Source organism: Propioniciclava sp. LT432 (assembly GCF_059515965.1).
In genome coordinates this window covers 1-26,513 of record NZ_JCAKNE010000039.1, presented here as the reverse complement: position 1 = coordinate 26,513, position 26,513 = coordinate 1, and the positions used below count along the sequence as shown (strand labels likewise).

Sequence of the window (26,513 nt, the reverse complement as noted above, 5' to 3'; positions counted from 1 at the left end):
TGGTGGTGGGATCGCGGCGATCCGGGCGAACGCGGCCACGAGGTGCTCGACCCAGGGCCAGGTCTTGGGTAGGCGCAGTCGTCGCCGTCGGGCGCCGTAGACGAGCCGGGCCGGGACGTGCAGCAGCCGATACCTGAGTGCTTTCGGTTCGGCCTTGGCGAGGTCACCGTCGAGGGCCAGCATTTTGAGCCAGGCGACCAGGTCGGCGGCGATCATGGTCAGGAGTAGCCAGGTCTGGTTGATGCTGAACTCGCGTGACGGGAACCGGCCCAGGCCGGAGTCTTTGGCGTGTCGGATCCGGTCCTCGACCCGGGCATGCGCCCGGTGACGGGCCTCGAGAAACTGCAACTGCCCCTCGGCGGTGTTGGTGGCGAACGCTTGGTAGCGCCAGCCGTCGTGGGCTTCGAACAGCGACAGTTGAGCCCCGGGGTGGGGGCGTTCGCGGCGCAGGATCACCCGCATCCCGGCCGGCCACCGGGTCAGGTCCAGCAGGCCGGTGACCTCGGCGACGTCCCCGCCGTCTCGGACCTCACCCTCAGCGGTGAGCGCCGGGGACCACAACCCGGCCGGCAACTGCGAGATGGCGTGGCGGATGTTCTCCCCGATCGTGAACCCGACGCTGTAATGCAGCGTCCTGCCTCTGACTTGGCCTTGCGCATGGAGCCAGTCCAGCAGCAGGTGCGAGGCTCCGGCCCCGTCGCAGCGGATCAACAGATGGCGGCGATACGGCATCGGGATCTGGGTGATCGCCTCGCCCAAGACCTGAATGTGATCGACGGCGGTGTTCGATCCTGCCCGACCTGTCCGCAGCGCGGCGGCGAGGAACTCGCCCGTGTTGTCGCACCACACGCCGATCGGGTGATACCCGAAGGTTCGTTTGAACGTCGGCGACGCGAGTTCCTTCTCCGAGTGGGTCACCACGATCGTGGCATCGACATCCAACACCACCGTGCTGCCGAGATCGGTCCCGGCGACCCGAGACGCCGGAACCCCACCAGCCGCTGTCCGCTGGGCCCAGACGTGGCGCCGGACACGGGCCCGGGCCGTGGCGATCTTCCTCCGCCTGGCGTCGGTGACCTCGTCCAACGCCCGCCACACCGTCGGAGCAGACGCGACCGGCCCCAGGACCTGGGATTGGTGCCGCAGCACATCGATGTCGGAGATCGCTTCCCCGCCGTCGGCGAGCAGCACCGCCACATCGGTCAGCACCTGGCCACGGTCGTGCACCGAGGGGACGAACGAACGCCGGGCCATCGCCGTCGATAGGGCGCCGGTCAGGCCGGTGTTCTCGGCCAGCATCCTGAGCCCGATGCTGCCGGCGTGGGCGATCACCGCGCCACCATCGCCGGTCACGGACATACCGGTGGACCACGAAGTACGCTTCACCTACGGAGTGCCTTCCGCTTCAGGGGTCTTGAACAGTCGCAAGTCCAAGTATCCCGTAGCCAGAAGGCACTCCGGCCTATCTACCGCACGCGTCGCTCACTCCGCCATGAACGATCGAGGCTAGAACCGGAATGGAATGGGAATCCCGCCGCAACAACACACGCCGCGCACCGTGTCGGGTCCCGCCTTCAGCAGCGCCGCGGCTTGATAGCACGCGTAGAACCGGGCCAGCGTCGGGACCGATCCGCGCAGGACACCGCGCTCGGCGATGATGCCGCGCACCGCCGCGGAGCAGGACTGTCCGCCGCGGGCCACGAGATGCGCGCAGGTGTAGCCCTTGTGTGGGGAGACGTACCGCTGGTAAGCGCGAATGGCAGCGTCGACCGTGAGGCGGGGAGCCCTGGACATCCAGCTGGTCGTGGTCATGCGTGGATCCTAGACGGACGTCTCCTCCTGGACAGGGCAGCCCTGGCCCGGAACGGACGCGAACGACCCCGTGGAACACTGGAAGGGATGACTGGACAGACGACACCCGCCCACGTCCGCGTGGCCGGATTGTCGCGCCATTACGGGGCAGGTGAGAATCGGGTCGAGGTGCTCCACGACATCACGTTCGAGGTGGCCCGAGGCGCGCGATGCGTGGTTGTCGGGGCGTCCGGGTCGGGCAAGTCCACGCTCCTCAACGCCATCGGTGGCCTCGACGCCCCCGACGCCGGCGCGATCCACGTCGCCGGGCTGGACGTGACCGCCCTGACGCCGCGTGAGTTGACCCGCTACCGCCGCGACCACGTCGGGTTCGTGTTCCAGTTCTACAACCTCGTCCCGGACCTGACCGTGGCCGAGAACGTCCAGGTGACCGCGCACCTGGTCCGGCGCCCGCTCGACGTCGACGAACTGCTCGGCCACCTGGGGTTGTGGGAGCACCGGCACAAGTTCCCGGCCCAGCTGTCCGGGGGCCAGCAGCAACGCTGCGCCATCGCCCGGGCGATGGTCAAGGGCTCCGACCTCCTGCTCGCCGACGAACCCACCGGCGCACTGGATCGCCACACCTCCCAACAGATGCTGGAGGTGCTGGACGAGGTCCACCAGCGCTACGGCACGACGCTGGTGATGGTGACGCACAACGAGGCGATCACCCGCATGGCGGACCAGGTCATCGAACTGCGCGACGGCCGCGTCGTGCGCGACGAACTCAACCACGCGCCCCTCCCGGCCCGCGAGCTGGACTGGTGAGCGCGTCCGCCCTGCTGTTGACGTTGCGGCGCAACGCTCGCAGCTTCCGCGCCACCTGGGCTCGCTGGACGGCGATCGTCGTCCTGTTGGCCGTGGGGCTCGGCCTCGTCGTGGGGCTGGTCACCTCGGCCACCTCCACGCTGGCCGGCATCCAGCGTGGAGCGGTCGAGGGGCAGCTCGCCGACGGCATGGTCGTCACCGACGTCGCCCTCACCGACGACCAGCTCGCCGAGGTCGAGGCGGTCGGCGTCCGCATCGTGCCGACGCCTTACGTCGACGTGGCAGGCCGCACGAAGCAGACCGACACCGACGTCCGGGTGCTCCGCGTCGACCAGGCCCTCAGTCGCCCCACGCTGGACGCCGGCGTCCTGCCCAGCCGGGACGGCGAGGTGATCGTGGAGAAGCTGCACGCCCGCGCGCACGGGTTGCGGGTGGGCGACTCCCTGGTCGTCGCGGGGCACACCCTGCGGATCACCGGCATCGGCAGCTTCCCCGACTACACGCTCGCCAGCCCGCGGCTGGGCCAGACCGGCGACCCCGAGCGCTTCGTGCTCGTGACGGTGCTCCCGGCCCTGCACCAGGAACTCGTCGCCACCCACCCGCGCACGGCGACGTCGGCGTACGGCTATGAACTGGCCGGGGCCGACCACGACGAGGTCCGGGAGGTGATGCTGCGGTTCGCGCTCGACCCGGCCAGGGCGTCCAACCCGTACGTCGCCCGTGCGGTGGACGCCGCCGCCGACGTCGGCCTGCCGGTGAGCTACCCCGCACTGTCGCTGTTCCTGCCGGCCGACGACAACCCCCGCATCAGCGGCGCGATCTCGGACGCCAGGACCACCCTGGCCGTCACCCTCGTCACCACCGTCCTCGTCCTGCTCCTGGTGGCCTACGTCCTGGGCGAGTTCTCGCGCGACCGCATCCTGCGTGACTCCGTGGTGATCGGCACCCAGTCGGCCCTCGGCACCAGCGCCGGCTCGCTCGTCCGCCACTACCTGGTGCTGCCGGTGGGTGTCGCCCTGGTGGGCTCTGCGCTCGCGACGCTGATCGGCCGGACGCTCGCCCCCTCGCTGGGCATCATCACCGACTACTACTCGTTCCCCGCCGTCCCGGTGGAGCCCTCCCGGACCATCGTGGCGGCCACCCTGGTGGCACCGGCGGCCTTGGTGGCGGCCGTCAATGTGCTCGTCATCCGGGCGGCGCTCGACCGGCCCACCCAGGAGCTGCTGCGTCCCCAGACCTCCGCGGGCCCGCTGCTGCCTCTGCGGCTGGACCGCCTGCCGTTCGTCACGGCCTTCCGCATCCGACAGTCCCTGCGCACCATCGCCAGTCAGCTCCTCATCGTGGCCGGGATCTTCCTGTGCATCCTGCTGCTGGTCTTCGGATTGGGCATGCGCAGCTCCATGGACGCATGGCTGGCCCGGGCCGAGGACGAGCTGACCTTCCACGACTTCTACACCCTGAGGTTCCCCGACCTCGCCTCGGTCCCCGAGGGTGGCCACGAGGCGGTCGCCGTCCCCATGGCCGTGGTCGGCAGCGACGGGACGCCCGGGGAGTCGATCACGGTGCTCGGCGTCCCGGCTGACAACCCGTACTTCCCGGTCCCCACCGGTGACCTGGCGGCGCAGGAACTCGTCCTCTCCCGGGCGGCGTCCCACAAGTACCGGCTGGGCGTGGGCGACACGATCACGCTGAGCGACGGCACCTTCTCCTGGGCGTTCGCGGTCGTCGGCGTCTCCGACTACACGACCACCGCGTTCGGTTTCACCACGCCCGAGCACGCGCGCGCCTTGCTCGACCCCGGCGTCCTCGCCGCAGCAAAGGGGCTCGCCGGCACCAACGGCGCGGGCGTCCCGTACTACAACGCGGTGCTGTCCGACGGACCCCTCCCCATCGACCCCGACCGGCTGGCCGGACACAGCACCCGCGAGGAGATGCTCGGGGGCGTGGTCAAGTTCAACGCCCTGCTCTCCCGCATCGTGACGCTCGTGACCTGGTCGTCGATGCTCATCATGGTGGTGGTGCTGTACGTGTTGATCCACATGGCGGTGGCCCGGCAGCGGTACTCGATCTCGCTGCTCAAGGCGCTCGGGTACAGCGATCGCCAGGTCGGGCGGCTGTACCTGGACAACTACTTCTGGCTCGTCGTGGGGAGCGTGGCCGCGGCGATCCCGGTGTCGGTCGCCATCATGAGCGAGGTCTGGCGGCTGATGACGGCCCACCTGCCGATCGGCATCCCGTTCCAGGTGACGGGCGGCGACGTGGCGGTGATGGCCGACTTGGCGCTGGGCGCCTACGCCGTGGTCCGGATGGCCAGCGCGCGCCACACCCGCTCGGTGCCGGTCACGGAGGTGCTGAAGTTCCGCGAATGACGAGCAGAGGAGCGCTGCTCAACACGCCAGGACCCCGCCGGGCTGTTGTCCGACGGGGTCCCGGTGGTGTGTGGATGCGTCAGGCCGTGCGGACCTCGACGATCGTCGAGGTGGCCTCGCCGGCCTCGTTCGAGAACCTGACCAGGCCGAGGTAGTCCTGACCCTCGGTGAGCTCCTCCCAAGCAAGGTCGAACTTCACCGGCTGGCGCATCGTCACGGAGGCCGAGGTCGGCGACACGGTCAGGTTGTTCATGTCGGCGTCCCCCACGACCCAGTTGCGGGCCGTGTAGCCGCCGCCGCTCGGTGTCGAGTAGCCGTGCACGAACGCCCGGTAGGTGCCGGCGGCCGGGTCACGCAGGGTGACCTCCTCGTCCGCGCCGCCCGTCGCCGAGTAGGCCACGAGCGCCAGCCCGGACGCCGTCTCGCGATAGACCCACAGGTCGAGGTCGTCGCTGTCGGCTCCGTCGACTTGGAACCGCAGCAGGGCGGTGTTGTCGGCGGCCGTCAGGTTGTACACGTCCACGGCACTGCTCGGGCCCGTCGGGGCGGTGTAGTCGAAGGCGCCCGTCGTCACCGAGTCGGGGACCGGGGTCGTCCCGACCAACCCGGAGACCCCGGCGTCCAGCGTGCCGGAGAAGCCCGGCGTCACTGTGACGGTGGCGCTGCCGGAGACCCCGGTGCCGTCCACCTCGGCCTTGTCGATCGCCGCGGCGATCGGCCGGAGCGCGACCGGCAGTCGGACGTCGTCGCCGAACATGAGGTGACCGGTGGCGTACGCGCCCAGCGGGGCATCCGTGCGGGTGAAGGTGAGCCCGACCGTGGCGGTGCCACCCGCTGCGATCTCGACGGTCGCCGGGTTGGCGGTGACGTCGAATCCGCGGACGTGGGCGACGACGTCGAGGGACTGCGCCTTGCCCGACACGTTGGTGAGCTCACGGGTCACCGTCAGCTCGCCCACCACGCTGCCCGCGGCGATGGACGCCTGGTTGAGCTGCGTTCCGGTCTGCAAGGCGATGCCCGGTGCGAAGTCGGGCGGGAGAACGCCGACACCCATGAGGTAGCCGACCCAGTCGATGACATTGTGCTCGAACACCACCGGCGCGTCGACGGCCGAGGTGGGGGCGATGTTGCCGGCGCCCTGCGCGAACGGCGACGTGGTGCCGGACTTCATGTCGGTGCCGCTGGTCATGAGCGCCGACTTCACTGCCATCGGCGACCAGTCGCGGTGCACCGCGCGCAGCACGGCGGCGACGCCGGCCACGTGCGGGGACGCCATCGACGTGCCCGACATGAGGGAGTAGTTGCGGCCGGCGTTGTTGTACGGCGTGATCGCGGCCAGCACGTCGACGCCCGGGGCGGCGACGTCGGGCTTGAGGATGTCGCCACCGGTGGTGGTCGACGGCCCCCGCGAGGAGAAGCCGGCGATCTGCGGGTGCACGGTCTCTTGACCCGCCGGGGCGCCGAGGGTGATGGCGCCCGTCGGGGAGCCGGTGGCCGCGTAGGCCGTGACCGCCGCCAGGGCCGACGAGGGAAGGTGGATCGACGGAACGGCGTGCAGGTCTCCGTTCAGGCCCTCACCGGGGGAGCGGTTGATGAGCACCATGCCGACGCCCCCGGCGTCCTTGACCGCCTGCGACTTCTCCACGCGAGCGTTGGTGCCGCGCAGGCAGACCACGAGCTTGCCGCTCACCTGGACCGGATCGAGCGACCCGAGGAGGCAGAGCTGCTGGGGGGTGGGGGACTTCTGGGCATCCCAGGCGCCACCGGCCAGGACCATCGGCGTCTGGGCGGTCAGCGGCTTGGTGTTGGACGCCCCCACGAACGTCTGGCCATCCCCCAAGGTGAGGGTGGCGTCGGAGTTGCGGTGTGTGCTCGCAGCCACCGTGGTCAGCCACGGGCTGGGGTGGTCGAGCGTGCTGTCGCCGGGGCCGCTGTTGCCGGCGGACGCCGACACGAACACGCCTGCGGCGGCGGCGTTGAGGAACGCGATCTCGGTCGGATCGTAGACCGGGCTCTCGCTGCTGCTGCCGATGGAGAAGTTGATGACGTCAACCCCGTCCTCGACGGCGTCGTCGATGGCGGCGACCATGTCCGAGGTGGCACAGCCGTCGTCGGTCTTGCCGGTCCAGCAGACCTTGTAGGCCGCGATCTTGGCGGCGGGTGCCATGCCCGAGATCAGGCCGTAGTCCTTGCCGTCCACCGTCACGTCCTCGACGATGTTGCCGGCTGCGGTTGAGGCCGTGTGCGTCCCGTGGCCATCGCCGTCACGCGGGGAGAGGAATTCGCCCTTCGCAATGTTCTGCTTGCCGAAGCCGTCGACGTAGTAGCGGGCGGCCACGATCTTGCCGTTGCAGGTGCGGGCGCTCCATCGCTCGCCCGTCTCGCAGACGCCGCGGAACCACGTCGGCAGGGTGGAGTGCTTGGGCCCGGCCGAGAAGGACTCCGACTCCGGCCAGATCCCCGTGTCGAGGACGCCGACCACGACGCCGTCGCCCGCGTTCTCGCGGCCGCCGGCGTCATCCCAGACGCCCTCCATGCCGAGGAACTCGTCGCTGAGGTCGGTCTGCACCTTCCGCAGGCTGTCCTTCGTCACCGCGACGACCGCGGGGTCGGACGCCAGCGTCGCGGCCTGCTTCGCGGAGAGGGTCGCGCTGAAGCCGTTGAACGCCACGGTGTTTTGCCGCAGGGGCTGGGCGCCCACCTTGGCGAGCAGCTTGTTCTGCTGGGACTTCAGGTACGCGTCGTAGCGCTTCGCGTTGGCCGTCGTCGGGTCGAAGCGGGTGCCCTTGGCGGGCTTGGTCGGCGCGTAGCCCTTCGTGCTGCCCGCGTACGAGGCGAGGGGATCGCCGGCCACCTGCACGATGTACGTGCCGTCGGTGAACGTGCTCGCCGCCTTCTGGACGCCGGCCGCGCTGCCACGCAGGGGGCCGGGTACAACAGCCTCAGCCGGTGCCGACATGGTCAGCATGACGGCGGCCGTCGCGCTGAGGGCGAGGGCGGCCCGCAGGCCGCGTCTCGTCCGTGTGCTTCCTGGTGTCACTGTGTCTCCTCATCGAGTCCCCGGCTCCTTGCGGGCGCGCGGTGGTGGAGCCCATCGAACGCCATCACCCCTGGTCGGGGGAAGAGGGCCGCCGCGGCCACCTCGGCAATGCCAGTCGCTAACTGTTAACTGAGGGCCACTCTCAGTGTCGGGTGATGCGCAGGACGGGGTGCGGGTCGGCCGTGAGTTCCGCCACTCCGCCGATCGGAAAGGTGGTCATCGGGGAGGTGTGCCCGAAGTCCACCCCGGCCACCACGGGCTTGCCGCGCAGCGCCGGCTGTCGGCGTACCATCTCCGCGAGTTGCTCCGTGGTCACCTGGGACTTCTCCTGGAAGCGCCCGAGCACCAGGCCGGTGACACCGGCGGCGTCCGGGAGTTGGAGCAGAGAGGTCAGGTTGCGGGCGAACTCGGGCCCACTGCTCAGCTCGTCGTCCTCGAGGAACAACAAAGCCCCCTCCAGTGGGGGCATCCAGTCCGTGCCCTGCAGCAGGTTCAAGGTGCACAGGTTCCCGCCGACGATGTGGCCGGACGCGCTGCCGGCCTGCAGGACCGCCCACCCGGGATTGGGCCGGAGCGTCCGGTCGTCCTGGTCCTGGAACCACAGGTCATCCGAATAGGCGTCTGAGGGTGTCATGGTGAATTCCTCATCGCCGAAGACCGCGCGGACGAACCACTGCCCCGTGGGCTCGAAGTGGTCCCGCATCCCGAAGGTCGACCAGTGGGGACCGGAGTACGTGACCAGCCCAGTCCTGGCCAGGATGGCGTTCTGGACGGCCGTCACGTCGGAGTAGCCGCAGAACGCCTTCGGGTGGGACGAGATGAGGCCCCAGTCCAGGTGGGGGAGCAGTTCGTTGCTGTTGTAGCCACCGATCACCGCCATGATCCCCGCGACGCCGGGGTCGGCGAACGCCGCGTGCAGGTCGGCGACGCGGGACTGGATCGGGGAGGAGTCGAAGATGTCCCGCTCGTCCACGGACGCGCCGAAGGTCACCGTGAGGCCCATGTCGCGGAAGCGCTGCTCCACCCAGCGCGTGTTGTCGTTCTCCAGGACGAAGGCGCGGGATCGCGAGGGAGCGATGATGCGCACCTCATCCCCGCGCCGCAACCGCGGTGGCACCTGGAACTGCGACGGATGGACGGGCATGCCGGGAGTCTGGCACGCGGTGACGCGATCGTCACAGGGGCCAACCGAGCGGGGCGGCCAGAGTCCGCTCCCATGGCCGCCGCATGGCAGACATCCGCGCTTGTCAGAAGGGGTGACAACCCCGGGATCATTGACGACCCCGCGGGCTCGGGCTAGCTTCCTTTCATCCGACAGGTCGGACGCCTCGCCGAGGCCGACCGCCTCGACCCCAGTGCGAGCCCGCACGCGGAGGGGAGCCACCTGGCCGGCGACGAGCCGAACCCCCGGGACGGTTCGCACCGGGATGAGGATGGGCGGCGCACCACCTGACCCACCCACGTCGCGCCCCCGCAGGGGTTTCACTGCGGCGCCAGGCGCTTCAGCACCGGCGTGGTCGCCACCCCGTGGACCACCACCGACAGCAGGATCGTCGCCGCGACGGTGGACCAGAGCCAGGACTCCTCGGGCAGCGCGGCCAAGCCCCCGGCGTAGGCCAGGTAGTACAGGGATCCCACGCCCCGGACGCCGAAGAACGCCGTGACCCCACGCTCGACGCGGGACAGTCCGCCCGGAAGCGACGCGTCCCGGGCTGCGATCGACAGCGACAACCACGCGACGGCCGGCCGGAGGACGAACACGAGGACTAGGGCGACCACGGCGCCGCGCCAATCGACCCCTGCCAGCAGACCGCGGGTGAGTGCCATGCCGAGGAAGAGGAGGATCACGAGGATGAGCAGCCGCTCCAGGTACCCGATGACCTCATGCATGGCCCGGTGGTGGTCGTGGTGGCGTTCCACCGCCCGCAGGGCCAGCGCGCAGGCGAAGACGCCGAGGAACCCGTAGCCCCCGGCGACCTCGGTGGCCCCGTAGGACAGCACGAGGGCCGCGACAGCGAGCAGGGGCTCGCCGTGCTCGGCGATGCGGAGACGATGGTCGGCCGCGCGGAACGCCAAGCGCCCGACGCCCCACCCGACCAGCGCTCCCACGAGGACGCCGAGCACGATCTTGCCGACGAGTTCCCACAGCAGCCATCCCGCGCCCCATTCGGTGATGGGTCCCCGCGTGGCGAGGAACACGGCCGCGTACACGAACGGGAAGGCCAGCCCGTCGTTCAGGCCCGCCTCGGAGGTCAGCGCGAATCGCATCTCGTCCCGCTCGTCCGGCTCGGCCTCTTCGGGGGAGCCGGCCGTGCTCGGGCCCTCCACCTGGACGTCCCCGGCGAGCACGGGGTCGGTCGGGGCCAGGACCGCGCCCAGCAGCAGGGCGGCCGGGGCGGCCAGGCCGAGCACGCCCCACCCGAGCAGGAAGACGCCGGCGATGGTCAGCGGCATCGCCACGAGGAGCAGGCGCCACGTGGGGGACCACGTCCGCCATGTGCGCCGGTTCAGCGGACGGTCGAGCGCCAGTCCCACGCCCATGAGAGCCACGAGGACGGCCACCTCGGTCACGTGCTCGATGATCGTGCGCACCGCGATCGGCTCCAACGACCAGCCCTCGGGGAGCGGCAGGAGGCCCAGCACCATGCCGAGAAGGAGAAGCACGAGCGGGGCTGACAGGGCGATCGAGCGCACGAGGACCGGCGCCACGACCGCCACGAAGAGCGCCAGCCCCGCGAGCAGGTACACCGTGTCAGCCGTCATGGACGCCTCCCCTCATCGCCGAGCCTCACGTCCACGCCGTCTGGTCAGGAGCGCGCGCAGCAGCGTATCAGCGCTTGTCGGACCAAGGGTCGTAGTCGGCGATGAGTTCACCCTGCGCCGGGCGATCCGCCTCGGGGACGTGCTGCAGGTTCACCCGGACGCGGTACCACAGCGAACTGGACCCGCGCATGCCGTCGACGAGCACGTCGGACTCCGTCAGCCGGTCGGCCACGTCGGGGTGGAGCGCCTTCCATTCCTCCAGGGCCGCGAGGGCCTCCGGCTTGGTCCTGGTGCGGGCCACCTCGACCAGCGGCTTGGTGGAGCGGCGGCGTCCGGGCGGGCCGGAGGCTTCGCCCCGCTCCCTGGACGCCGGGCCGAGCCTCTCGGCGAGCGCGAGCAGGGGGTCGAGCGATCCGACGGCGTCGTCGATGCCGGCGTGCCGGTCGCCGATCTCGGCGAAGCGGGCCGGCATGGTCAGCGCCGTGAACTCCTCCGGACGCCGCGTGCCCACCTCCGCCCAGGAGAGCGGGGCCGAGACGCGGGCGTCCGGCAGGGGGCGGATGGAGTAGGCGGACGCCACCGTGCGGTCCTTGGCGTTCTGGTTGAAGTCGACGAACACGGTCTCCCCGCGTTCCTCCTTCCACCAGCGCGCGGTGGCCAGGTCGGGCGCCCGGTTCTCCACCTCGCGGGCCAGCGCCTCGGCCGCGAGGCGGACCTCCCGGTAGTCCCAGCGCGGGGCGATGCGGACGAGCACGTGCAGGCCGCGTGAGCCGCTGGTCTTGGGCCAGCCGACCAGGCCGTGGTCCTCCAGGACGCCGCGGGTGACGTCCGCCACCGCGACGATGCCGGGCCAGTCCACGCCGGGCATGGGGTCGAGGTCGATCCTGAGTTCGTCGGGGTGGTCGAGGTCCTCGGCCCGGACGGGGTGCGGGTTGAGGTCGAGGCAGCCGAGGTTGACGACCCAGACCAAGCCCGCGGCGTCCCGGATGACCGCCTCCTCCGCAGACGTCCCCCGCGCGTACCGCAGGGTCGCGGTCTCGATGAAGATCGGGTGGTTCTCGGGGACGCGCTTCTGGAAGAACGGCTCCTCGGTGATGCCCTTGACGAACCGCTTGAGCATCATCGGCCGTCCCGCAGCCCCGCGGAGGGCGCCGTCCGCGACCGACAGGTAGTAGCGGACGACGTCCAACTTGGTGAACCCGAGCTTGGGGAAGACGACCTTGTCGGGGCTCGAGACCCGCACCTGGTGACCCTCGATGTCGAGGATCTCCGCGGCGCTCTTCCCGGGGCTCATCACCTCACGCTAGACCAGGACGGACGACGCTCACCAGACCCAGCCTCAGCTCGGGGCGTCCGCCTCGGACGGGGCCGACGAAGCGGTCCGATCCCGCCGGGAGGCGTAAAGGCTGGTCGCGGTGACCAGGACGAGAGCGCCCAGGATGACGACCAGGGACGCCAGGGTGGGAACGGTCGGAATCCAGGCCCAGATGTCGTGCGCCCAGTGCAGGACCAGCTTCACGCCGATGAACGCCAGGATGAACGCGAGCCCGTAGCTGAGGTGCACGAGCCGCGCGAGGACGCCCTGGAGCACGAAGTACAGGGCGCGCAGCCCGAGCAGGGCGAAGGCGTTGGTCACGAAGACCAGGTAGGGATCACCCGTGATGCCGTAGACGGCGGGCACGGAGTCCACGGCGAAGACCACGTCGGTGAACAGGATCGTGATGACGACCAGGGCGAGGGGGGTGAGCGCACGGCGTCCGTTCCCGGCCACGGTCAGTCGCGTTCCGTGGTAGTCGTCCGTGACGGGCCACACGCGGCGAACCCCGCGGACGATCCTCATCTCCGATACCGGGGTCCCGTGGTCGTCGGCGGCGGCGTCCCGCCACACCTTGACGGCGGTGGCCAGAAGGATGAGGCCGAAGAGCAGGAACGCCCAGCTGAAGGTCGCGATCAGTGCGGCGCCGGCGGCGATGAAGATCCCGCGGAGGACGAGCGCGCCGGCGACGCCGATCAACAGCACGCGCTGCTGGAGTTCCTTGGGCACCGCGAAGCCGCTGAGGATCAGCATGAAGACGAACAGGTTGTCGACACTGAGCGACTTCTCCACCAGGTAGCCGGTGTAGTACTCCAGCCCCTGCTGGCTGCCGAAGGACCCCCACAGCCACACGCCGAAGAGGAGCGGCAGGGCGACGTAGAAGACCGACCAGCCCACCGCCTCCTTCATGGAGATCTCGTGCGGCTTGCGGGTGATCAGGAAGTCGAGGCCGAACAGCAGCACGACTCCCGCGATCGTCCACCCCCACAGGAGGGGGGATCCGATGCTGGTCAGGTGCGGGGCGGCCGGGACGGCCTCCAGGGGGAGGGCATGCAGCGGGAACATCAGGGTCTCCTCAGATCGTTGTGCGGTCTGAGGTCTCCTTCACCCTGGACAGGGTGCCCACGCCGGGAAGGGAGTGACCCCTTCGAAGTGACCGGCGCGAGGCTTGTGAAGTACTCCCCTCGTCCATCCAAGGTAGCGGCAGCAGTGTGTCTGGACAAGCGCCGGGACGACCTGTCCCAGGCGCACGGCGAAAGAAGCGTTTCGGATGGGTGATCAATGGACAGGATCCACTACGCCGTGTAGTGCCCGTGTGGATGATGGGTGCCAACACCAGCCGGGCCGCCATGAGCGGCCACTCCCATAAGGATCGCCATGGCCACTGTCGCCCCCGCGTCGACGCCGACGCTGACGGCACCACCACCTCAGAACCCCCGCGCGGGCGCTTCTGAGCCCTCGCACGTCTTCAGGCCCCCCTCGGCCAGGTCCATCATCACGGCAAGCCGACGGGGGTGAAGGCCTGGCACCTGTTCATCGTGTTCGTCCTGACCATCCTGGGCCTGATCCTCCAGCCCTTCCCGCTCTCGGTCATGGCGCTGCTCGGTCTCGCCGTCGCCGTCCTCACCGGGTCGATCACCGTGGCCCAGGGACGCTCGGGGTTCTCCAACTCGGTCATGTGGATGATCGTGATGGCGTTCTTCGTCTCGCGGGCGATCATCAAGTCGGGGCTGGGCCGGCGCATCGCCTACTTCTTCGTCGCCAAGCTCGGCAAGAACTCGCTCGGCGTCGCCTACGGTCTGGGCTTCACCGACCTCGTGCTCGCGCCGGCCACCCCGTCCGCCATGGCCCGTGGCGGTGCGATCGTCCTGCCCATCCTGCGCGCGGTGTCGTCCACCTACGGCTCCGAGCCCCGGACGCCCACCGCCGGCCGCATCGGCAAGTTCCTCACCCTGACCGCCGCACACTTCAACTCGGCGACCGGCGCCCTGTTCCTGACGGCGATGGCGGCGAACCCGCTGATGGTCGGCTTCGCGTCCGACTTCGGGCTCAAGATCTCCTGGATGGAGTGGTTCCTCTACGCCGCCGGTCCCGGCCTGGTCGCGCTCATCGTGACCCCGTTGCTGACGTACGTGATCTGCCCGCCCGAGGTCAAGCACACCCCCGAGGTGGCGGCGGAGGCCCGCACCATGCTCCGCTCCCTCGGCCGGATCTCGCGTCACGAGAGCATCGTCGTCGCGGTGATCGGCCTGCTCATCCTGCTGTGGACCGTCGGGGACGCCATGTTCGCCATCTCCGCCACCACCACGACCATCGTCGGCGTCGTCGTGCTGCTGATCACCGGCGCGCTCACCCTCGATGACGTGACCGGCGAGAAGTCGGCGTGGGACACCCTGATCTGGTTCGCCATCGTGCTGACGCTGGCCAACTTCCTCAACTCCCTGGGCTTCATCCCTTGGTTCTCCGGGCTCGTCGCCCACGGCCTCGGCGGGCTCAACTGGGTGGTCGCCTTCATCATCCTCGTGCTGGTCTACTTCTACTCCCACTACTTCTTCGCGTCGCTGACCAGCCACGTCGCCGCCATGTACGCCGCCTTCCTCGGCACGGCCGTCGCCGTCGGCGTCCCGCCGCTGCTGGCCGCCATGGTCCTCGGTGTCCTGTCGTCGTACTTCTCCACGCTCACGCACTACGGCGGCGCCGCCCCGACCCTGCTCTTCGCCCAGGGCTTCTTCACGGTTCGTGAGTGGTGGACGAAGAACTTCATCATGTCCATCCCGAACCTGCTGATCTGGGTCGGCCTCGGGTCGCTCTGGATGAAGCTGTTGGGGGCATGGTGATGCCATGAACATGGACCTCTTCTCCCTCCGCTGCTTCGTCGCCGTCGCCGAGGAGCGCCACTTCGGCCGGGCGGCCCAGGCCCTGTTCGTCTCGCAGGCCCAGCTCTCCAAGCGGATCCGCGACCTGGAATCGGACCTCGGAGCCGTCCTGCTGAACCGGACGACGCGGAGCGTGGAGCTCACCGAGGTGGGCAAGGAGGTCCTCGCCGAGGCGCTCCAGGTTCTGGCGCACCTCGAGGCGATGGACGCCCGGGTGCGCAGCCACGCGCGGGGGGAGAGGGGGACCCTGGTCCTCGGTGTCATCGGGTCGATCACCTACACGTTGCTCCCGCACATCATGCGGGTGCTGCGCAGGGAACTGCCCGATGTCAGCGTCACCCTGGACGCCGAGCTCCTCACGCCCGACCAGGAGCGCCTCCTCCAGCGGCGGGAACTGGACGTGGGCATCGTCCGGCTCCCGCTGAAGGTGCCGGGCCTGAGCTGGCGCCTGCTGGACCGGGACCCCCTGGTCGCGGCCGTCCCCGCCGGGCACCGCCTCGCCATCAGCGAAGGGCCCGTCCCCATCGGTGTCCTGCGCAGGGAGCCGATGGTCGTCTACCCCCGGGCGTCCGGCTCGGTGGTCGGCGAGGCCGTCCGCAGGATGTGCTCCCGTGGCGGGTTCGAGCCGCGCGTGGCGGTGGAGGTGTCGGACACCTCGACCATGCTCGGCCTCGTCTCCGCCGGCATCGGGATCGCCCTGGTGCCCAGTTCCGCCCGACGCCTGGCGGTCTCCGATGTCCACTTCGTCGAGGTCGAGAGCCCCGAGTACGTCGACATCGCCGTCGCCTGGCGCAGCGACGACACCTCCTCCCTGGTCCAGGCCTTCCTGGCCGCACTCAGTCGCGCCGGCTTGTTCACCGACCTGCCGACCACACCCGAACCATCAGACAAGGAAATCCCGTGAAGATCACGAAGATCGAAGCCATCCCGTTCTCCATCCCCTATGTCCACCCGCTCCGCTTCGCATCCGGCGAGCAGCACACGGCGAACCACATCCTCGTCCGCGTGCACGGGGAGGACGGCGTGGTCGGCACCGCCGAGGCGCCGCCGCGTCCGTACACCTACGGCGAGACGCAGGCGTCCATCAAGGCGGCCGTCGAGGACGTCTTCGCGCCCGACCTGGTCGGCCTCGACGTGCTGGACCGGGAGAAGGCCATCGCCCGCATGAACCGCACCGTGGACAACCCGTGCGCCAAGGGCGCCGTCGACATGGCGCTGTGGGACGTCATCGGGCAGGTGCTCGGCCAGCCCGTCACCAAGCTGCTGGGCGGTTACACCGACCACATGCGGGTCTCGCACATGGTGGGCTTCGACGCCCCCCAGAAGATGGTCGAGGTGGTGCACGACTACAAGACGCGGTACGGCATCACCACCTACAAGGTGAAGGTCGGACGCCGCCCCTACCAGCTCGACGTGGACGTGTGCCGTGCCCTGCGCGCCGAGTTCGGCGACGAGATCGAGCTGTACATCGACGGCAACCGGGGGTGGAGCGCATCGGAGTCGGCGCAGGCGCTGGACGCCATGAAGGACCTGGGACTCACCCTCGCCGAGGAACTCAACCCGGCCGACGACGTGCTGGGACGCAAGTGGCTGGTCGACCGGACGCCGATGCCGTTCGTCGCCGACGAGTCGGTCCCCAACCAGGCGGACGTGGTGCGTGCCCTGCTGGGCGGCTACGCGACGGCGATCTCCATCAAGACCGCGCGCACCGGCTTCACCTACTCGCAGCGGATCCACTTCCTGTGCGAGTCCATGGGCGTCGAGAACGTCATGGGCAACCAGATCGACGGCCAGGTGGGCTCACTGTGCTCGATCGTGTTCGGCTCGGCGTTCCGCGGAACCTCCGTCCGTGCCGGCGAACTCTCGAACTGGCTCGACATGGCCGACGACATCCTCGCTGAGCCGCTCCAGATCGTCGACGGGAAGATGTACATCCGCAACGTGCCGGGCACGGGCGTCGTCATCGACGAGGACAAGCTCGACCACTACCGCACCGATCGCCGGCGCATGGCGGTGGCTGTCTAGTCGGTGGGGTGATCTCCGGCTCAGGCCCCCCGGCGCGCGAACTCGGCCCGGATCTCCTCGACCGGGGCACCCGACTCGACGAGGACGTGCGCGAGGAGGCGAGACTTGCGCGGCGAGAGGAAACCCGCGCCGATCAGCCCGTGGGCCAGGAGGTGCGACTCCGAGCCGGTGAAGCCGTACGTCCTCGTGGCGGTGGTTCCGCGACCCGTCCGGGTGGCGAAGATCACGGGGATCTCCGCGGCGGCCTCGACGGCCACGCGGGACACCGCCTCGGAGACGTGACCGACGCCGAACCCGGCGAGAACCACCGCAGTGGGCTGCTGAGCGAGCACCGCCTGCAGCTGCCACCCGTCGTCGGCGATCGTCGATTCGACCAGCCCGACCCGGATGGGGTGGTCCGGTGCCGGTGGGCGAAGGGCCTGGTGCCGCCCGACGGGGAGGAGGCCCAGGCGCAACTGCCCCTCGATGACCCGCCCGATGGGCCCCCAGCCCGGGGACGCGAAAGTGGACAGGGAGGTCGAGTCGGTCTTGGCGACGTGGCGGGCCGCGTGCACGGTGTCGTCCAGGCACACGAGGACGCCGAGGTCGCGCGCGCCGGGCGCAGTGGCCGTCACCGCAGCCGCCATGATGTTCGCCGGCCCGTCGGCGGAGAGCTGCTGCGAGGAGCGCATCGCACCGGTGATGACGAGGGGTTCCGGCCGATCCCAGAGCAGGTCGAGGAGGTAGGCGGTCTCTTCGAGGGTATCGGTGCCGTGGGTCAGGACGACCCCGTCCGCGCCCTCGTCGACGGAGCGGTGGGCGAAGTCGAGGGCTGCGAGTACGTGCGCCAGCGTGATCGACGGCGAGGCGACGTTGGCCAGCGAGGCAGCCCGGACGTCCGCGAGGTCGTCCAGCTGCGGGACCGCGGCCAGGAGCGATGCGGCGTCCAATTGAGGCGCGACGGGCGCGCCGGGCGCGGTGGGCGCCATGGCGATGGTCCCGCCGAGGGAACCGACGGCGAGGCGGGGCAACTGCTGGTCCGTCATGTCACAGCCCTCCGAGGAGCACGGCGACGCGGGCCACGAGGCGAAACACGATGGTCCTCGACGCCCGACTCAGAGGTGGTCGGCACGTTCGGTGAGCTCGCGTGTCTCGTGCCAGGTGCGCAGCCGGTCGGCGTACACGGCTTCCACGCGCTCCACAGCCCCGTGTCCGAACAGCACGCGCAGTGGCGGCTCCGCCATGTCGACGATCTCGAGCACGATCGGAGCCGTCGCCTCGGGCTGGCCGGGCGGCACGGTGGTGGGATTCTCGGCCAGCCAGGCCCGGAAGTCGTCGTACGCAGGGTTCTTGGCCGACCGGTGCGCGGACGCGCCGGACCACTCGGTGGCGTACCCCTGGGGTTCGATGAGGGTCACCTTGATGCCGAAGCCGCCCACCTCCTGCGCCAGCGAGTCGGAGAACGCCTCGAGGGCGAACTTCGACGCGTTGTAGATCCCGAGGTTCGGGACGGCCATGACCCCCATGCGCGAGGAGGTCTGCAGGAGGTGACCCGAGCCTTGGGCCCGCAGGACGGGAAGCACGGCCTGGGTCACCCACAGGGCACCGAACACGTTGGTCTCGAACTGGTCGCGGACTTCCTGCTCGGTGGCCTCCTCGACCATCCCGAAGTGGCCGTAGCCCGCGTTGTTCGCGACGACGTCGATCCGTCCGAAGGCGTCGACGACCTCCTGCACGGCGGCGAACACGCGACCGCGATCCGTGACGTCGAGTTGGACGACCAGCGCCGTGTCCGGGTGGGCCTGGACGAGGTCCTGGACCGCATCAGGGTTGCGTGCCGCGAGCGCGACACGGTCGCCACGTTCGAGGGCTGCCGTGGCCCAGATGCGTCCGAACCCGCGCGAGGCTCCCGTGACGAGCCATACCTTCTCCATCGTCCATCCCCTTCGTCGACGGCCCGCCCGCACTTCACGGGTTCGGCTCCCTCGTCATCGTAGGATCGGCCCGACGCCTCCCCAAAGGAGACCCGATGGCCGTCCCGCCGGACACCACGGTCGAGGTCCTCGGCCCCACTGCCTGGAACACGTTGATCGTGCTCGACCACCTCCCCGAACCGCGCACCCAGATGGTCGTCGCCCGGGACTCCTGGGACACCATCGGCGGGACGTCCGCCGGCAAGGCGCTCCACCTGCACGACCTGGGCGTGGGCGTCCGGCTGCGGACGCCGCTGGCCGACGACGAGGCCGGACGCCGAATCCGGGCCGCGCTGCCGGACGACCTCACCGTGGACCCCCAGCCGATCGACCACACCGAACGCCACCTGAACCTGATGACCCCCCAGGGCGAGCGCGTCTCGATCTACGCCACTCCGCCGGCGGACACACCGGAACCGTCGGCGGACGCGCTGCGCAGCGCGTCCGTCGTCGTGCTTGACCTCGCACCGTGGACCCGCCGCCTCGCCACCTCCCTGCGCCGTGAGGACCTGACGATCTGGACGGACCTGCACGACGTCCCTGCGGACTCCGACTGGCACCGTCCCTTCTGGGAGGTGGCCACGGTCGCTCAATGCAGCGGCGAGAACCTTCCGGACCCCGAGGGGTTCCTGCGCTCGCTCGTGGACCACGGCGTCCGCCTCGCGACCTGCACGCTCGGCGCGGACGGGGCCATCGCGGTCGACGCGACCGGACGCCTGCACACCGTCCCGGCGGTCCCGGTCGAGGCGGTCGACACCAACGGAGCCGGCGATGCCTTCTTCGCCGGCACACTCGCCGCCACGCTGGGGGGCGAGCCCGTGGAGGCGGCCCTGGCGGCCGGTGCGCGGCAGGCTGTCCGGGCCCTCAGCATGCGCCACATCGGACCGGGCGTGCGCTCGGCCGATCTGGGCCGGACGCCCACCTGAGGCGTCCCCCGCCGGGCACCGGGACGTCCGCGCCCCGCAAGCCGCAGCGCGCCGCCTGAGTCGTTCAGGCCGCGAGCGCCTCCTTCAGGTCGGCCACGATCGCGCCGGGCTCGACCGAAGGCGCGTACCGGCGCACGACACGGCCCTCGCGGTCGACGAGGAACTTGGTGAAGTTCCACTCGATGGCGTCGCCCTCCGGTCCCGCGGTCTCGGACCGCAGCCACCGGAAGAGCGGGTGCGCGTCCTCGCCGTTCACGTCCACCTTGGAGAACATCGGGAACGAGACCCCGTAGTTGAGCCGGCAGAACTCGGCGATCTCGGAGTCCTCCCCGAACTCCTGGTTCCTGAACTGGTCGCTCGGGAACCCGAGGACGACCAAGCCGGCGTCGCTGTGCTGTTGGTACAACTCCTCCAGCCCGGCGAACTGCGGCGTCAGGCCGCACTTGGACGCCGTGTTCACCACGAGGATGACGTTCCCCCGGTAGTCGGCCAGGTTCCGCTGCTGGCCGGTGATGGTCGTGGCGGTGAAGTCGGACAGGGTGGGCATGGTGCTCCTTCGTGGGACGAGGTGTGCTGTCGATGATCCCCAACGCCGACGGTCGGCGGTTTCATCCCGGCGCGATGTCGTCCTTCAGCCGAGCGACGGCCTCATCCACGCGCGAGGCGTCCTGACCCTTGATGACGACGTTCGTGCCGTGGAGTCCCTCCTCGGCGAACGGGTAGGACCCCATCGCCAGGTCGGGGTAGTCGGCCGCGAGCGCGCGCAGTGGCGCCGCGATGCGCCCCTCGCCGACCTCGAAGCGCACCTCGCGCACCACCTTCGGCGTCCCGTGCTCCAGCCCCGGAAGGAGTGCGGCCACCATCTCGCGGAACACGCTCGGCACCCCCGCCATCACGTGCACGTTCTCGACGCTGAACCCGGGTGCCCCCGAGAGGACGTTCTCGATGAGCCGGGCCCCGTCGGGCACCCGGGCCATCCGCAACTGCGACTCGTTGGGCTCCACACCGCGGCGGGCGTACATCCCGACCAGGATGGCCCGCGCGTCCTCGCGGATCCCGATCCCCACCCCGAAGGCGGCGGCCACGGCGTCCGCGGTGATGTCGTCGTGGGTCGGACCGATCCCCCCGGAGGTGAAGACGTGCGTGTACGCGGTCCGCAGCGCGTTCAGGGCCGCGACGATGGCGTCCTGCTCGTCGGCCACCACGCGGATCTCCTTGAGGTCGACGCCCACCTTCGCCAACTCCATCGCCAGATGGTGACCGTTCGCATCACGGGTCCGGCCGGAGAGGATCTCGTCGCCGATGATCAGGATCGCGGCTGTCGGGTTGGGCATGCGACCTCCCTTCACGTGGAGGCAGCCTACTGCGCGTCGGGAGAGTGCCCGGGGCTGGCCTCGGCGCCGTGGTCGGCGGGGGAGTAGCGTCGGTCCATGGCCAGTACGCAGCCCCCCGTGCGGAGCGGGGCGGAGGACGCCGGCGTCCGGGAGACCCACCTGCGGGAGGGACGCCAGACCGTGAAGGTCGGTCTGGTGAAGGTGGTCAGGGACCTGTTCCCCGAGGAGGAGTTGCAGATCTCCTACTCGATCCTGGAGGGCGTGTTTTGCGCCCTGGACGAATCCGTCCTCTCGGTCCGCGAGGTCCGCGAGATCGACCGGCGGCTGCGCGCCTGGGTCGCGGCCGGGGAGCCGATCGTCGACCTCGGAATGGACGGCGGCTACCACGTCTACCGGGTGGGGGACCTGGTGACCCGGGTGCTGTACCCCGCCCAGCTGGACCCTTCCCAGGTCGAGCCGTTCACGATCGTGCCGTTCGCGCACGGCTTCATCGTGGACTTCGGCGACGTGGGACGGGGCAGCCAGCACCCGCTGATCCCGCCGGTGCTGCTGTCGGAGGCGTTCGAGGAGAACCGCCACTGGCTCGACATGCTGCGGCTCGACCTGGTGGCCGACGTGAACCGTCTCATCGAGGAAGGCCGAGGGCTGCGCCTGGTCAACCTGGCCGAGGCCCTGCACGAGAAGCAGATCGCGGGGATCGCCGACCGCATCCTGGCGCAACGACGTTCCCTGCGGATGCTGCTGGTGGCGGGCCCGTCCTCGTCCGGGAAGACCACCTTCACCCGCCGGCTCGCCACCCAACTCGAGGTCAACCGGCTGCGGCCGGTCTCCCTCTCCTTGGACAACTACTTCGTCGAACGCGAGCACACCCCGCGGGACGTGCACGGCGAGTTCGACTTCGAGCAACTCGAGGCCCTCGACCTCCCGCTGTTGCGGAGCCACCTGCGCGCGCTCGCGGACGGCGACCCGGTCACCGTCCCGCAGTTCGACTTCGTCGAGGGCCGGCGCACCGGGGGCGTGGACCTGCGTCTCGCGGACGACGAGGTGCTGGTGATCGAGGGGATCCACGCGCTCAACCCCGCGCTCCTGGGCCACGTCCCGCCGGGCGAGGCGTTCCGGATGTACGTGAGCGCCCTGGGCGGGCTCAACATCGACCGGATCAACCGGGTGCCGACCACGGAGATCCGCCTGCTGCGCCGCTTGGTGCGGGACGAGCGGACCCGCGGCATCGAGCCGGAGGACACGTTGGCGCGGTGGAAGAGCGTGCGCCGGGGTGAGTACCTGAACGTCTTCCGTTTCCAGGAGGGCGCCGACGTCATGTTCAACACCTCCTTGGTGTACGAGCTCAACGCCCTGCGACCAGCCGCCGAGGCGGGCCTGGTGCAGATCCCGGACGCCAGCCCGCACCGCGCCACTCGGGACCGCCTCCTACGACTGCTCGGGTTCTTCACACCGGTGGACGTCACCCGGGTGCCCTTCAACTCGATCCTGCGGGAGTTCATCGGGGGCAGCGCCTACGACGGCAGCTGACGCCGGCCCGTCAGGACGTCAGGTGCCGTACGAGTTGGTCCGTCTGGATCTCCTGGGCGCCGCCGAGCAGTTCGAAGGCCTTCGCCCTCTCCGACCACAGGTGCAGGTCGGATTCGGTGGCCAGCCCGATCCCGCCGTGCAGTTGGTGCGCCGTGCGGGTGACGTAGGTGGCGGCGCGTCCGGCCATGAGTTTGGCGATCGCGACCTCGCGGACGCCGTCGTGCCCGTCCCCGAGCACGGCGAGGGCACGCCCCGTGAGGACGTGGGCGGCGTCCACCGCCATCCGCATGTCCGCGATGTGGTGCTGAACCGCCTGGAAGCCGCCCAGGGGCCGGCCGAACTGGTGCCTTTCCTTGACGTGGGCCGTGGTCAGGTCGAGTGCGCGGCGGGCCGTCCCGACGAGGTCGGCGCACTGGAGCGCCAAGCTCGTGCGGGCGAGGGCCGCCACGAGGGATGGGTCGGCCTCCGTGGCCGCGGACGCGGGCACGGTGACGTCGGAGAACTCGAGATCGTGCTGGTCCTCGCCGGTGAACGTCCGTCGTGGACGCGCGGTGAGCCCCTGCGCTGCTTGCGCTCCCAACGCGACCACGGCGACGACGACACGTCCGTCGCCCCCACTCGGACGCGCTACGACGACGACCTCGCCCGCCAGGCCACCGTTGCGGATGAGGCGCAGGCGGCCCCTCACCCGCCAGCCGTCGGGAACGCGCTCGGCCTCGAGCACGGGGACCGTGTCGAATGCGTTGTCCGGGTTCCACAGGCCGGTCGTGCCGATGGCGCTGCCCTGCAGGACCGCGTCACGCGACGTCGAGGCGTCCTCGAGGCCGAAGGCGTCCAGCGCATGGAGGAAGTCGACGGACGTGTGGACGGTGGTGGGGCACAGGGCCGCCCCACCCGCTGCGATCACCAGGCCGAGGTCCCTCAACTGGCCACCGCCCCCGCCTGCGGTCTCGGGCAAGGTGATCGACATCAGTCCGGCCTGGGCGAGTGCACCGTGGAGCGCTGAGACGTCCAGGGGGCCCGACTTGCCGGCCCGCACCTGGCTCGGGCTCCAGTGGCGGGCGAACACCGATTCCGCGAGTTCGGTGATCGCGAGGTCGTCCTCGGTCGGGACCAAGGTCATCGATGCGACGGTCATGGCCGAACCTCCTGGCCGGAGTTGGGGGTGGCGCTGGGGGAGCGGCCATAGGACGGCAGTCCCTCGCCGCGCTGGGCGATCACGTCGCGGAGGACCTCGTTCGCGCCGGCGCCGAACTTGAGCAGCGGGCTCGCCCGGTAGAGGCGCTCGAGGGAGCCGCGCAGGGGGGCGTCCGCGTCACGCCAGCTCAGCTGGCCGGACGCCCCCAACAACCGGAGGCCCGTGTCGGCCAGACGCTGGCGGAGTTCGCTGGTGAGGATCTTGTGTTCCGTCGCGGGGATGGTGGGGATCTCGCCCTGGTCGAAGATGGTGGCGGCCTGCAACCCGATCAGGTATGCGGCGTCCCAGTCGGCCTCGAGGAGGGCGACCTCGCGCAGCGCCACGTCCTGGTCGACCACGGTCTGGCCGGCCAACGCGGCGCCCAGCAGGCCGTCCAGCTCGCGGCGGAGCTCACCGACGTGGCCGACGGCGAGGCGTTCGAGGTCGAGGGCCCCGGTGATGTAGCGCCACCCCTGGTTGACCTCGCCGATGACGTTCCGCGCGGGCACCCGCACGTTGGTGAAGTGGGTCACGTTGGTGCGCTCGTCACCCCAGGTCTCGATGGGGTGGATCTCGACGCCGGGCGCGTCGAGCGGAACCATGATGACCGAGAGCCCGCGGTGTCGCGTCGCGTGGGGATCGGTTCGGACGCACATCCACTCATGCGTGCAGACGTGGGCCCGGGTGTTCCACAGCTTCTGCCCGTTGATCACCCACTCGTCGCCGACGAGTTCGGCCCGGCTCGTCATGGCCGCCAGGTCGGTCCCGGCGTCCGGTTCCGAGTAGCCGACCGCGACGATGATCTCCCCCCGCAACAGGCCGGGCAGCCAGTCCTCGCGGTTCTCCGGGGTACCGTCGCGCAGGATCATGGGCGCGACGGCCGTGTACGTGAAGTCGAGTTCGGCCAGGCGGTGGTAGTCCAGCTCGGCGCGCAGGAGGGAGAGCTCGGTGGCGCCCAGCCCCAGGCCCCCGGCGTCCGTGGGCAGGGTGACCCCGAGGAGTCCCTCGGCGGCCATGGCCTCACGGAACCGGCGTGTCTCGGGACCGAGCTCGTCGACGCCCTGCTCCCAGACCTCACGCTCGAGTTCCGGGGTCAGCGTCCGTGCGATGAAGTCCCTGACGCGCTGTCGCCACTCGACCTGTGCGGGGCTCAATCCGTGGTCCATGAGGCACCCTAGGCATCGAAATCCTCGCTTGACAAGGGGGGACCGCCAACGGAATCCATCGCCCGACGCCTCGTTGGGTCCGTGATGCCTCATGTCAATACCTCCGGATGGATTAGGTCGTTGCCTCACCTGTGACCTCCGGTTCGGCAGGAGTCGTTGCCTCACGTGTCTCCTCCGGTTCAGCCGGTCGCGGCACGGCGTTGCCGGGCGGTACGGCCCTTGGCCTGGGCGAGGGCTTCGAGGCGTCCGGTGTGGTGGAGGATCTCGCGTTGCAGGGCACCGAGGCGAAGCTTCTTGAACCGGGCGTTCATCGTGATCACGGGCCGTTTCCGGGTCGCGGGGTGGGCGAGGGCACGCTGGTGCGGGGTGGCGGCCTGGTGGTACTTCTTGACGACCTTGGCGCCGTCGCGGTGCTTGGAGGCCAGCTTCAGGCTGGGCAGGAAGTAGTTCGCGAACGCGTCATCCAACGCCCAGATCCGGTTCAGCAGCTCGAGCTCGGCGTCGGTGTCGTACCGGTAGTAGCCGACCAACTCCCGCACCCGGGCCCAGTTCTTCTGCTCCACGTAACAGCCGTCGTTCTTCTTCCCCGCCCGCCCGCGCGTGAACGTGATCTTGCGGGTCTCGCAGTAGTGCAGGAAGTGGTGGTTGATGAACTCCGACCCGTTGTCGGAATCGATCCCCACGATCGGGAACGGGAACATCCCGGCGGCGTGGTCGATGGCCTCGATCACCCACCGACGGGCCCGGTTCGGCACCGACCGGTTCACCGTCCACCCCGTCGCCACATCGGTCATCGTCAACGTGTAGCAGTACTCACCCGAGGCCACCCCACCGTCGTGGGCGACCAGGTCGATCTCGACGAACCCCGGCGTCGCATCGTCCCAGTCAGCGAACGTGCGGATCGGGATCTGGTGTTTCAACAACGACCCCGGCTTGGTGTGCGTCCGGCCGCGTAGCGTCATCCGCTTCCGCTCCCCGGCGAGCATCCGGTCGATCGTGGCCGCCGAGATACCGGCCAACAACTCGGCCTGGGTGTCGTCCAAGACGATCTCCCCCTCCACCCGCAGCAGGGGCACCAGCACGGGCATGAACGGCGCCAGGATCTTCCCCGCCGGCGCCCGCAACAGGGTCCAACAGCGCACCAGGGCGGGCAGCAGGTCATCGCCGTAGACCCGCGACCGCGGCTTGCGAGGCCGGACCGGTTTGACGACCAGCACCTCCCGTAACGCCGCCCGCGCATAGTCACGATGCCAGCCCGTCAACTCGACCAACTCGTCCAGGATCCGCGACTTCCCGGCCCGGTCCGCCCCCTTGTAGGCCAACGCCTTCTTCACCGTGACAGCCCTGCGCTCGCTCAAGGTCAGCTCCATCCCCGGATCGTTCAGGCGGAGACCCTTACGCGAGGCAACGACACCCCCGAA

At 70.1% G+C, this 26,513-nt stretch carries 21 protein-coding genes; 7 read left to right on the top strand and 14 right to left on the bottom strand.

What is annotated here, in order from left to right:
- Nucleotides 1-1,359, bottom strand: a 1,359-nt coding sequence (locus AC5YDV_RS17770; protein ID WP_496184895.1) for an IS1380 family transposase, incomplete at its 3' end; no start/stop codon positions are given.
- A gap of 147 nt (nucleotides 1,360-1,506) precedes the next feature.
- A complete protein-coding gene (yidD, locus tag AC5YDV_RS17765; RefSeq protein WP_496184876.1) occupies nucleotides 1,507-1,812 on the bottom strand; it encodes a membrane protein insertion efficiency factor YidD in 306 nt (101 codons plus the stop codon).
- Nucleotides 1,813-1,899: 87 nt separating this feature from the next.
- Here yidD and AC5YDV_RS17760 point away from each other — a divergent pair, with 87 nt between their 5' ends.
- Together AC5YDV_RS17760 and AC5YDV_RS17755 are read left to right on the top strand one after the other, a co-directional pair.
- The gene (locus AC5YDV_RS17760) at nucleotides 1,900-2,619 is read left to right on the top strand and encodes an ABC transporter ATP-binding protein (protein ID WP_496184877.1); all 720 of its coding nucleotides are present in this window, start codon (nucleotides 1,900-1,902) and stop codon (nucleotides 2,617-2,619) included.
- Nucleotides 2,616-4,988: an ABC transporter permease gene (locus AC5YDV_RS17755; protein ID WP_496184878.1), complete on the top strand. Its 2,373-nt coding sequence runs from the start codon at nucleotides 2,616-2,618 to the stop codon at nucleotides 4,986-4,988. Before AC5YDV_RS17760 ends, AC5YDV_RS17755 begins: the two co-directional genes overlap by 4 nt.
- A gap of 79 nt (nucleotides 4,989-5,067) precedes the next feature.
- Here the strand turns inward: AC5YDV_RS17755 and AC5YDV_RS17750 are convergent, their stop codons facing one another.
- The 5 genes from AC5YDV_RS17750 to AC5YDV_RS17730 form a co-directional block, all read right to left on the bottom strand.
- On the bottom strand, nucleotides 5,068-8,028 hold the full coding sequence (locus AC5YDV_RS17750; protein ID WP_496184879.1) for a S8 family serine peptidase: 2,961 nt from the start codon (nucleotides 8,026-8,028) through the stop codon (nucleotides 5,068-5,070).
- Between the two features lie 142 nt (nucleotides 8,029-8,170).
- Nucleotides 8,171-9,172 carry a S66 family peptidase gene (locus AC5YDV_RS17745; RefSeq protein ID WP_496184880.1) on the bottom strand — a complete coding sequence of 334 codons (1,002 nt, stop codon included), beginning with the start codon at nucleotides 9,170-9,172 and terminating at the stop codon, nucleotides 8,171-8,173.
- Nucleotides 9,173-9,510: 338 nt separating this feature from the next.
- On the bottom strand, nucleotides 9,511-10,791 hold the full coding sequence (locus AC5YDV_RS17740; RefSeq protein ID WP_496184881.1) for a cation:proton antiporter domain-containing protein: 1,281 nt from the start codon (nucleotides 10,789-10,791) through the stop codon (nucleotides 9,511-9,513).
- Between the two features lie 67 nt (nucleotides 10,792-10,858).
- Nucleotides 10,859-12,085 carry a non-homologous end-joining DNA ligase gene (ligD, locus tag AC5YDV_RS17735; protein ID WP_496184882.1) on the bottom strand — a complete coding sequence of 409 codons (1,227 nt, stop codon included), beginning with the start codon at nucleotides 12,083-12,085 and terminating at the stop codon, nucleotides 10,859-10,861.
- 45 nt (nucleotides 12,086-12,130) lie between these two features.
- Nucleotides 12,131-13,171 (bottom strand): TerC family protein, encoded by a 1,041-nt coding sequence (locus tag AC5YDV_RS17730; RefSeq protein WP_496184883.1) that lies wholly within the window; start codon nucleotides 13,169-13,171, stop codon nucleotides 12,131-12,133.
- Between the two features lie 449 nt (nucleotides 13,172-13,620).
- Between AC5YDV_RS17730 and AC5YDV_RS17725 the strand changes: the two genes are divergently transcribed.
- The 3 genes from AC5YDV_RS17725 to AC5YDV_RS17715 are packed head-to-tail and all read left to right on the top strand — an operon-like array spanning nucleotide 13,621 to nucleotide 17,007.
- Entirely contained in the window at nucleotides 13,621-14,943 is a 1,323-nt protein-coding gene (locus AC5YDV_RS17725) for a DASS family sodium-coupled anion symporter (protein WP_496184884.1), read from the top strand.
- A 4-nt stretch (nucleotides 14,944-14,947) separates the two neighbouring features.
- Nucleotides 14,948-15,886: a LysR family transcriptional regulator gene (locus AC5YDV_RS17720; RefSeq protein WP_496184885.1), complete on the top strand. Its 939-nt coding sequence runs from the start codon at nucleotides 14,948-14,950 to the stop codon at nucleotides 15,884-15,886.
- A complete protein-coding gene (locus tag AC5YDV_RS17715; protein WP_496184886.1) occupies nucleotides 15,883-17,007 on the top strand; it encodes a mandelate racemase/muconate lactonizing enzyme family protein in 1,125 nt (374 codons plus the stop codon). Before AC5YDV_RS17720 ends, AC5YDV_RS17715 begins: the two co-directional genes overlap by 4 nt.
- A gap of 20 nt (nucleotides 17,008-17,027) precedes the next feature.
- On the opposite strand, the gene AC5YDV_RS17710 is transcribed toward AC5YDV_RS17715, so the two are convergent.
- Nucleotides 17,028-18,032 carry an asparaginase gene (locus AC5YDV_RS17710; RefSeq protein WP_496184887.1) on the bottom strand — a complete coding sequence of 335 codons (1,005 nt, stop codon included), beginning with the start codon at nucleotides 18,030-18,032 and terminating at the stop codon, nucleotides 17,028-17,030.
- A 69-nt stretch (nucleotides 18,033-18,101) separates the two neighbouring features.
- Nucleotides 18,102-18,920 carry an SDR family NAD(P)-dependent oxidoreductase gene (locus tag AC5YDV_RS17705; protein ID WP_496184888.1) on the bottom strand — a complete coding sequence of 273 codons (819 nt, stop codon included), beginning with the start codon at nucleotides 18,918-18,920 and terminating at the stop codon, nucleotides 18,102-18,104.
- Nucleotides 18,921-19,015: 95 nt separating this feature from the next.
- Here AC5YDV_RS17705 and AC5YDV_RS17700 point away from each other — a divergent pair, with 95 nt between their 5' ends.
- A complete protein-coding gene (locus tag AC5YDV_RS17700) occupies nucleotides 19,016-19,885 on the top strand; it encodes a carbohydrate kinase family protein (protein WP_496184889.1) in 870 nt (289 codons plus the stop codon).
- Between the two features lie 64 nt (nucleotides 19,886-19,949).
- Here the strand turns inward: AC5YDV_RS17700 and AC5YDV_RS17695 are convergent, their stop codons facing one another.
- Together AC5YDV_RS17695 and AC5YDV_RS17690 are read right to left on the bottom strand one after the other, a co-directional pair.
- A complete protein-coding gene (locus AC5YDV_RS17695; protein ID WP_496184890.1) occupies nucleotides 19,950-20,432 on the bottom strand; it encodes a glutathione peroxidase in 483 nt (160 codons plus the stop codon).
- Between the two features lie 61 nt (nucleotides 20,433-20,493).
- Complete coding sequence (locus tag AC5YDV_RS17690; protein WP_496184891.1) at nucleotides 20,494-21,219, bottom strand: competence/damage-inducible protein A; 726 nt, start codon at nucleotides 21,217-21,219, stop codon at nucleotides 20,494-20,496.
- A gap of 96 nt (nucleotides 21,220-21,315) precedes the next feature.
- Between AC5YDV_RS17690 and AC5YDV_RS17685 the strand changes: the two genes are divergently transcribed.
- Nucleotides 21,316-22,749, top strand: a complete 1,434-nt coding sequence (locus tag AC5YDV_RS17685) for a uridine kinase family protein (RefSeq protein ID WP_496184892.1) — start codon at nucleotides 21,316-21,318, stop codon at nucleotides 22,747-22,749.
- 10 nt (nucleotides 22,750-22,759) lie between these two features.
- Here AC5YDV_RS17685 and AC5YDV_RS17680 read toward each other — a convergent pair whose 3' ends face one another.
- The 3 genes from AC5YDV_RS17680 to AC5YDV_RS17670 form a co-directional block, all read right to left on the bottom strand.
- Nucleotides 22,760-23,887, bottom strand: coding sequence for an acyl-CoA dehydrogenase family protein (locus tag AC5YDV_RS17680; RefSeq protein WP_496184893.1), 1,128 nt, complete (start codon nucleotides 23,885-23,887; stop codon nucleotides 22,760-22,762).
- Nucleotides 23,884-25,092 carry an acyl-CoA dehydrogenase family protein gene (locus tag AC5YDV_RS17675; RefSeq protein ID WP_496184894.1) on the bottom strand — a complete coding sequence of 403 codons (1,209 nt, stop codon included), beginning with the start codon at nucleotides 25,090-25,092 and terminating at the stop codon, nucleotides 23,884-23,886. The genes AC5YDV_RS17680 and AC5YDV_RS17675 overlap by 4 nt, the downstream gene beginning before the upstream one ends.
- A 179-nt stretch (nucleotides 25,093-25,271) precedes the next feature.
- Nucleotides 25,272-26,462, bottom strand: coding sequence for an integrase catalytic domain-containing protein (locus tag AC5YDV_RS17670; RefSeq protein WP_496182577.1), 1,191 nt, complete (start codon nucleotides 26,460-26,462; stop codon nucleotides 25,272-25,274).
- Nucleotides 26,463-26,513: the final 51 nt, after the last annotated feature.

Excerpts from the sequence above, each read along its gene's own strand:
- yidD (WP_496184876.1), bottom strand. The coding sequence starts at position 1,812 with ATGACCACGACCAGCTGGATGTCCAGGGCTCCCCGCCTCACGGTCGAC.
- AC5YDV_RS17760 (WP_496184877.1), top strand. The coding sequence starts at position 1,900 with ATGACTGGACAGACGACACCCGCCCACGTCCGCGTGGCCGGATTGTCG.
- AC5YDV_RS17745 (WP_496184880.1), bottom strand. The coding sequence starts at position 9,172 with ATGCCCGTCCATCCGTCGCAGTTCCAGGTGCCACCGCGGTTGCGGCGC.
- AC5YDV_RS17740 (WP_496184881.1), bottom strand. The coding sequence starts at position 10,791 with ATGACGGCTGACACGGTGTACCTGCTCGCGGGGCTGGCGCTCTTCGTG.
- ligD (WP_496184882.1), bottom strand. The coding sequence starts at position 12,085 with ATGAGCCCCGGGAAGAGCGCCGCGGAGATCCTCGACATCGAGGGTCAC.
- AC5YDV_RS17730 (WP_496184883.1), bottom strand. The coding sequence starts at position 13,171 with ATGTTCCCGCTGCATGCCCTCCCCCTGGAGGCCGTCCCGGCCGCCCCG.
- AC5YDV_RS17720 (WP_496184885.1), top strand. The coding sequence starts at position 14,948 with ATGAACATGGACCTCTTCTCCCTCCGCTGCTTCGTCGCCGTCGCCGAG.
- AC5YDV_RS17710 (WP_496184887.1), bottom strand. The coding sequence starts at position 18,032 with ATGACGGACCAGCAGTTGCCCCGCCTCGCCGTCGGTTCCCTCGGCGGG.
- AC5YDV_RS17705 (WP_496184888.1), bottom strand. The coding sequence starts at position 18,920 with ATGGAGAAGGTATGGCTCGTCACGGGAGCCTCGCGCGGGTTCGGACGC.
- AC5YDV_RS17700 (WP_496184889.1), top strand. The coding sequence starts at position 19,016 with ATGGCCGTCCCGCCGGACACCACGGTCGAGGTCCTCGGCCCCACTGCC.
- AC5YDV_RS17695 (WP_496184890.1), bottom strand. The coding sequence starts at position 20,432 with ATGCCCACCCTGTCCGACTTCACCGCCACGACCATCACCGGCCAGCAG.
- AC5YDV_RS17690 (WP_496184891.1), bottom strand. The coding sequence starts at position 21,219 with ATGCCCAACCCGACAGCCGCGATCCTGATCATCGGCGACGAGATCCTC.
- AC5YDV_RS17685 (WP_496184892.1), top strand. The coding sequence starts at position 21,316 with ATGGCCAGTACGCAGCCCCCCGTGCGGAGCGGGGCGGAGGACGCCGGC.
- AC5YDV_RS17680 (WP_496184893.1), bottom strand. The coding sequence starts at position 23,887 with ATGACCGTCGCATCGATGACCTTGGTCCCGACCGAGGACGACCTCGCG.
- AC5YDV_RS17675 (WP_496184894.1), bottom strand. The coding sequence starts at position 25,092 with ATGGACCACGGATTGAGCCCCGCACAGGTCGAGTGGCGACAGCGCGTC.
- AC5YDV_RS17670 (WP_496182577.1), bottom strand. The coding sequence starts at position 26,462 with ATGGAGCTGACCTTGAGCGAGCGCAGGGCTGTCACGGTGAAGAAGGCG.